Below are 5,560 nucleotides of genomic sequence, written 5' to 3' on the forward strand. Positions count from 1 at the left end.
CCCGCAGCTCGCTGATAACAACTGCTGCTCGATCTATCGCCGAACGAGCGCGACAGAACCCAAGATACCCCACGGGATCGAATCCCAATCAGCAAAGTCGTTTCTCTTCAACAACATAGACAGATGGGTGTTCTGATGCGCGGTTGTAGAACCGCTCGATGTAATCGAACACATCTGCTCTGGCCTCGTTCCTGGTGCGATAGGTTTTGCGCTCGGTGCGTTCGGTTTTCAGCGACGAGAAGAAGCTCTCCATCGCCGCGTTGTCCCAGACGTTGCCGGACCGACTCATGCTGCAGACGATGCCGCTATCAGCCATCAAGCGCTGGAACTGCTCGCTGACGTACTGGCTGCCGCGATCGGAATGATGCATCAGGGCATCCGGCTTGCCGCGCCGCCAGACCGCCATCAACAGGGCGTCCGCAACCAACTGGGCGGTCATGCTGGCGCTCATCGACCAGCCGACCACCCGGCGCGAGAACAGGTCGATCACCGCCGACACATAGAGCCAGCCCTCAGCCGTCCAGATGTAGGTGAAGTCGGCGACCCACTTCTGGTTCGGGCGCTCGGCCTCGAACTGCCGATCCAGAAGGTTCGACGCCACGTTCGCAATCTGGCGATGGCCTGCGTCCTTCGGCAGACGCCGGCGTCGTGGCCGCGCCCGCAGGGCCTGCAGGCGCATCAGCCGTTCGACCCGGTGCAGGCCGCATTCGACGCCGTCCGCCAGAAGGTCTCGCCAGACGCGCCGCGCGCCGTAAGTCCGGTCACTGGCAAGGAAGCTGACCTTGACCTGCTGGCCTACGGTCTCGTCGCTTCGGGATCTGGCGCTGGGCGATCGGTTCAGCCAGGCATGAAAGCCCGACCGCGACACGCCCATCGCTTCGCATAGCCATGCCACCGGCCAGATGCCCCGGTGCTTCGCGATGAAGCCGAACTTCATGTCGCTTCCTTTTTAGGATATCCCGCTCCGCCTTCAGCTTGTTGACCTCGCGCCGCAGCCGCTCGATCTCCAATTGCTCAGGCTTCATTTGCCCGTGGCCGGGGAAGGACTGCGCAGCGTCGAAGCCGAACTCCTTCACCCATTTGCGCAGCACGTTCTCATGAACGCCCAGGTCTCGGCCAGCTTGCGCCACAGATACCCCGCGCTCCCTGACGAGCTTGACCGCCTCGATCTTGAACTCTCGACTGAACTTCCGTCTCTGCATGACCCACCTCTGGCTCGATAAAACACCCAATCTTGGTGTCCATCAAACCGGCAGCAGCTCACAGCACTCGACCTATGAGTAGATGGCCTACCCGAGCTCTGAGTGACACTCCGGGTACGCATCCCCGGTCGAGTCCAGCACGTCACAGACCTCGGCAACCGCCTCAGCGGCACAACGAACGCCGCACAATGATCCGCACGGACTCGAACCTGGGAACGGACTGTGTGAGCGGCTGGTCCTCACCAATCAGAGCTTGCCAAGAGCATACTAGTAAACTCGACGCTGAGGCCGGTAGCACCAACCCTAGGCAATGACCCAGCATCTGCCTCGCACGACTGCGACCCGGTCGCGCAGCAAAATGGGCGATTTTGGGGCGGGCGTCTCGAAGGATGCGCCGCAAGGACGACGGCGCCCACCAGGTTCACGCTGCCGTGCTGCGCGGGCTCTCCGCTGTTTCCTTGTCCGTCTCCTTGTCGCGAGACAGCCATGCTGGAAAGCGAAGCAGGCGTTCGTTGCCGTCTTTCGGCAGCACGATGGGAGCTTCATTGGACGAACTCGGGAGGTCCAGCGCTACGTGGCCGACTCGCACCGCATCCGCGCGCTGATCCAGTTCGCGCAGCAGGGGATCGAGCACACTGTCGATTTCGGTCGCCACCGACACCAGGAAACTATTGAGCTCGCGAGCCTCGGGCACAACTGCAGCAGCCGACTCGATCGCCTTGGAGAGACCATCCACGACGGGTGCAAACGCGCCGGCGGCTTGCCTGATTCGGGATTTTATCGCTTCGATTTCGCCCAAAACGCGATCACGCTCCCGCCTGGTCTTCTCCTCCGAAAGGCGGGCTTCAATTTCGGCGATCTGGGCCGTCAGCGTCGTGGCTTCGGATGCGAGTGCATCGCGTCTTCCGCGCGCGCGATCAAGATCGCGGCTGAGATTGTCCACTAAATCGTCCTTTCCGAACATGGCTTTGCTCCGTAGGACAGCCGTTTTGGTCTGTAGGACGGCCTTGGCGCGAACCGCCAGCCGGTTGAGCGACCGAAAGGCTGGATCGGCCGAAACAGGCATCAACTTCGGTCGCGTCACATGGGCCGACATGGTGATCCCCCACTCGTCCACATTAGCCGCCGGCATGGTTAACAAGTGGTTAATGTCAACAGATGATACACGGGGTACCATGCCGGCGACGCCGCCTTCGTCTCCTCGCTGCCATCCATTTTCGCTATAATCGCCGCGGTAGCATCACCCGGAGGCGCATCCCGAGCACGCACCGAGACCCGAGCCCAAATACCTCGTCATCTGCTGTGACGGCACCGGCACGAGAACTCCGAAAACATCTCCAACGTCCTCAAGCTCTATCGCTGCCAGCGCAAGACGAACAGGACGTCGCCGCGGCTGATGGTATCTTGCGATCCCGGGGTCGGGGTGGTGACGGCACTCGTAAACCGCGCCGCTCGCGCGTTAACCATCCATTAACCAACGCGGCCTAGCCTGCGGTAATCGTCCAGCCATCATTACCTCGAAATGCCTTCCCGGTTCGCTCCAGGAGAAGCGCCGATGTGCGTCGAGTTGTTGACCTATGCCGATCTGGGTGCCCGCCTCCATATCTCCCGAGAGGCCGCGCGTTCGCTTGCGAGACGCCGCCGGTTGCCGCGCTCGCGGTCGGAGGACGGCAAGGCCCTGTTGAGCGTTGATGTCCCCGAGCTCCGGTGCACACCCCGCCCAAGACGCGGCCGCCGGGTAGACCCGATCGATGCCTTCCTGACACAGATCGAAGCAGTTAAGATCGAGGCATTCAAGGCGGAGGTCGCGCGGCTCGAGGCAGTCGCAACCGCCTACAGGGCAGTGTTCGAGCGCGAGCGCGAGCGCGCCGATCGCCTCGCCGTCGAGCTGACGCAGGCGGCCGCCGAGACGACGGCCGCCAATGCGTGGGCGGCACTACTGGAAGACGAAGTGGCGGTTCTGCGGAACGGTCGCCACGCCGGCGGCGCGATCGCGGGACAAGCCGCGCGTCGATTGGGACATCTGGCCGCTGCGATCGTGGAAGCAGACCGCGCGACTCGCAGGTAGCACTCGATCCTCATCTCCATCCCCGGCTTGCCGGAGCAATCACGAGGGAAGAATGACTGGCACCACCGATATCCACGAAATGAAGGCCCGCATCGTCGTGTTTGGGGTCGGCGGCGCCGGCGGCAATGCGGTCAACAACATGATCACTGCCGGGCTGCAAGGGGTCGAGTTCGTGGTCGCCAATACCGACGCGCAGGCGCTGGCCATGTCGAAGGCGAGGCGCCTCATCCAGCTCGGCACAAAGGTGACCGCAGGCCTCGGCGCCGGCTCGCAGCCGGAATTGGGACGCGCCGCAGCCGAAGAGGCGATCGATACGATCCGCGATCAATTGACTGACGCACACATGGTGTTCGTGACGGCCGGCATGGGCGGCGGCACCGGCACCGGGGCTGCCCCCATCGTCGCTAAGATCGCGCGCGAGCTCGGCATTCTCACGATCGGCGTAGTCACCAAGCCATTCTACTTCGAGGGCCAGCGCCGCATGCGCTTTGCCGAAGCCGGCATCGACGAGTTGCTGAAGACGGTCGACACCCTGCTGATCATCCCGAACCAGAATCTGTTCCGGGTGGCCAGCGAGAAGACCACGTTCGCCGATGCCTTTGCCCTTGCCGACCAGGTGCTTTATTCCGGCGTAGCCTGTATCAGCGACCTCATCGTCAAGGAAGGCCTGATTAATCTCGATTTTGCGGACGTCCTCTCCGTCATGAAGGAGAAGGGCAAGGCCATGATGGGACGGGGCGAGGCCTCCGGCGAGAAGCGCGTGCTTGCCGCTGCTGTGGCCGCGATTTCCAATCCATTGATCGAGAATCCCTCGATCAAGCGCGCCAGTGGCCTCATCATCTCTATCACCGGCGGCAAGGATCTCATGCTGTACGAAGTCGACGAAGCTGCGACCCGCATTCGCGACGAGGCCGACCCGGACGCCAACATTATCGTCGGCGCGTCGTTTGACGATAGCCTCGAAGGTATCGTCCGCGTCTCGGTGGTGGCCACCGGAATCGATAATCTCGACCCGGCGTCTCAGGCGCAACCGGTGGAAACCGCCATCGCCCAGCTCGCGGGCAGGCTGCGCAACGACGGCCGCCGCATCGCCGATCGCATCGAGCGCAGTGCACCCCTTCCGCAAGTGGAAAGCCCGCCGCTCCGCTCCGAGGCGCGACAGCCCGTGGGGCAACCGGCAAGGGCGGCTCCGGAACATGCGCGCCACGCGGCCGACCAGCCGCTCGATCCTTACGGCCGCACCCCTGCGCGCAATGCGCCCGATGAGGCTATTCTCGATATCCCGGCCTTCCTGCGCCGCGCCGCCAACTGAACGGTCGCAGGAGGGGAGTTACGGTCGTCATCCCCGGGGAGCGACGAAGTCGCGAGCCCGGGATCCATTGTGAACAAGCGTTCAAGATTAACCCCTTCGCCGCTTGCTGGATCAATGTGTGAATCGGCATCGAAGCATGCCCCCTCCAATGTGATGTGAATCAGAGACTTATCGTGCCGGTCAGCCTCGGGACCCCCACGCCGATTCACACCACGGCTCAAGGCTCAATTCGCGCTTCAAGAGTCTTCGCGCGCGAATTCGGAGGTCCCGCGCCGAAGCTTGCCGGCGCAGAACATATCGGCCAGTGACACCGCCAGGGTCACGTAGCAGATCCGGCCACGCCGCGATATCCGCTCAGGCGAATTGAGAATATCGGGAAAGCTGAAAGAAGGACTCCGCTTCGTAGGACGGATCGGTGGCCAGTCGGGCAAGCCTTTGCCCGATGGCAGGCGCGAACTTCGCACCGTGGCCTGAACACGCGGAGCAGACGATTAGGCGGGAATCCGGCCAGCGATCGATGATGAATTCCTCGCCCGCATCGGGCAGGCGGTCGGCGGGCACGGTGTTGGTGTAGAGGCAGACGTCTCGATCGATGATTGGCCCGGCCGCGCCCGGGACAAGGGCCGCCAACGCATCGCCGACCGAGCGGAGTTCGGCCTCGGTGGCCTGCGGACCCCAGTCATCGGGGCCGACCACGGGCCCGTGGTTGTGAGGCGCCGCTTTGACGCCGCACTGTTCGAAGTCCGGAAAGCCGTAGACCACATCGTTCGGACCTCGGTCCAGAATGAAGATCGGGAAACGACCGAGCGCCACAGTGTCAGGGCGGGTCGGCTTGAACCAGCTAACCGCCTGTCGGGTCACGTTGAGCAGCGCGCCCAGCTTCGCATTTTCGCATGAAGGCCTCGCGAGCGATGCTACGACTCGCCGATCATCCTGATGATTTCGCGGGTTTACAAGGTCTACGGGAGGGCGATTACG

Annotated in this window: 4 protein-coding genes and 2 pseudogenes; 3 read left to right on the forward strand and 3 right to left on the reverse strand. The window is 63.1% G+C overall.

Translation table 11 applies throughout. The features are described from left to right. Positions 1 to 88 precede the first annotated feature (88 nt). Together IVB36_RS21120 and IVB36_RS21125 are read right to left on the reverse strand one after the other, a co-directional pair. Positions 89 to 1,202, reverse strand: a pseudogene (locus IVB36_RS21120) (IS3 family transposase). 421 nt (positions 1,203 to 1,623) lie between these two features. Next, the gene (locus IVB36_RS21125; protein WP_027515982.1) at positions 1,624 to 2,298 is read right to left on the reverse strand and encodes a hypothetical protein; all 675 of its coding nucleotides are present in this window, start codon (positions 2,296 to 2,298) and stop codon (positions 1,624 to 1,626) included. A gap of 199 nt (positions 2,299 to 2,497) precedes the next feature. Here IVB36_RS21125 and IVB36_RS21130 point away from each other — a divergent pair. From IVB36_RS21130 to ftsZ, 3 genes and pseudogenes are all read left to right on the forward strand, one after another. Continuing rightward, positions 2,498 to 2,634, forward strand: a pseudogene (locus IVB36_RS21130) (DUF2235 domain-containing protein); the annotation flags it as partial. A 123-nt stretch (positions 2,635 to 2,757) separates the two neighbouring features. Then, the gene (locus IVB36_RS21135) at positions 2,758 to 3,270 is read left to right on the forward strand and encodes a hypothetical protein (RefSeq protein WP_247392920.1); all 513 of its coding nucleotides are present in this window, start codon (positions 2,758 to 2,760) and stop codon (positions 3,268 to 3,270) included. A 52-nt stretch (positions 3,271 to 3,322) separates the two neighbouring features. Then, positions 3,323 to 4,582, forward strand: coding sequence for a cell division protein FtsZ (gene ftsZ / locus IVB36_RS21140; RefSeq protein ID WP_247392921.1), 1,260 nt, complete (start codon positions 3,323 to 3,325; stop codon positions 4,580 to 4,582). 354 nt (positions 4,583 to 4,936) lie between these two features. Here ftsZ and IVB36_RS21145 read toward each other — a convergent pair. Further along, positions 4,937 to 5,560 (reverse strand): FAD-dependent oxidoreductase (locus tag IVB36_RS21145; protein ID WP_247392922.1); only part of this gene is annotated, 624 nt, incomplete at its 5' end.

It is taken from the genome of Bradyrhizobium sp. 35, assembly GCF_023073215.1.
Taxonomy (GTDB): domain Bacteria; phylum Pseudomonadota; class Alphaproteobacteria; order Rhizobiales; family Xanthobacteraceae; genus Bradyrhizobium; species Bradyrhizobium canariense_D.